This window comes from Bradyrhizobium sp. 137, assembly GCF_023074095.1.
Taxonomy (GTDB): domain Bacteria; phylum Pseudomonadota; class Alphaproteobacteria; order Rhizobiales; family Xanthobacteraceae; genus Bradyrhizobium.
The window spans coordinates 1-1,081 of sequence record NZ_JADPKU010000093.1; the positions used below are offsets into that span (position 1 = coordinate 1).

The following is a 1,081-nucleotide window of genomic DNA, read 5'->3' on the forward strand; positions in this document are numbered from 1 at the left end:
CGAACTCGTCGCGATTCGTACGACGCTTTACAATCAAATTCGTGGTCTACTGAAGACCTTCGGCGTGGTGCTCGCAGCCGGTAAGGGTGGAACGTTCGAGCGCGCAGTGCTCACGCGATGTCCGGAGGACCCCTTGATCCGAAGCGCCATTGACGCGCTGCTTGAGGCTTGGCGTGTTGCGGGAGAGCGCAGGCAGAGGCTCGATTCGCAGCTTCTACGTCTCGCGCGCACCGATCAGGCCTGCCAGCGCATGATAACGATCCCCGGTGTAGGCGCGATTACTGCATTGACGTTCACGACGGCCGTAGACGATCCTAACGCTTCTCCCGATCCACTGATGTCGGAGCGTTTCTCGGCCTGACACCTCGGCGCTATCAATCCGGCGAGGTCGATATCTCTGGCCGGATATCCAAGTCAGGCGACCGCATGGCGCGAAGCCTTCTGTTCGAGGCGGCCAACGCGCTCATGACGCGCGTGCGCAAAGATAGTGCACTCCGCCGTTGGGGGCAGCAATTGATGGCTCGGATCGGGTCGCGAAAGGCCAAGGTCGCCGTGGCGCGCAAACTCGCCATCATCCTGCACCGTATCTGGCTGGATGGCACGGAGTTCGCAGCTGCGCCGGCTAGCTGAGCCTAGCTAGCTAAGCCAGTATCTCTGTAGATCGTCCTGGAGGACGCTGGCCGGATCATCCCGTAACTTCTTGGGCGGCTTCAGACCGCGGGAATCACATGGGGAGATCCACTGGCGAGGGCCATGATGAGGCGGCACATTCTTCCGACCTCGAAGACGACAAGGTCCGGCACCCAGGCAATTGACAGCGATTAGACCCTACCAGGAAGAGAGGCTCGCGGTCCGTCGCCGTGGTGGCCGCAAGCGGGCGCTCGGGACCAGGGCGCCGATGGTGGTGCCTATAGCGCCGAATGACCGCTGGTCGCTCGACTTCGTCTCGGACCAGCTCACCGATGGCCGCCGCTTCCGCATCCTGACCGTGGTCGACGAGTGCACGCGCGAATGCCTGGCGTTGGTGGCCGACACCTCGCTGTCGGGCTCCCGGGTGGCGCGGGAGCTGGACCGGCTGATC

General features: G+C 63.1%; 1 protein-coding gene and 2 pseudogenes. All 3 read left to right on the forward strand.

The genetic code is table 11. The features are described 5' to 3' along the window. A pseudogene (locus IVA78_RS25150) lies at nucleotides 1-361 on the forward strand (hypothetical protein); the annotation flags it as partial. Between the two features lie 65 nt (nucleotides 362-426). Next, nucleotides 427-630, forward strand: coding sequence for a hypothetical protein (locus IVA78_RS25155; RefSeq protein WP_247468423.1), 204 nt, complete (start codon nucleotides 427-429; stop codon nucleotides 628-630). Nucleotides 631-823: 193 nt separating this feature from the next. Next, nucleotides 824-1,081: pseudogene (locus IVA78_RS25160) on the forward strand (DDE-type integrase/transposase/recombinase); the annotation flags it as partial.

Coding starts and splice junctions, on each gene's coding strand:
- IVA78_RS25155 (WP_247468423.1), top strand. CDS start 427: ATGGCGCGAAGCCTTCTGTTCGAGGCGGCCAACGCGCTCATGACGCGC.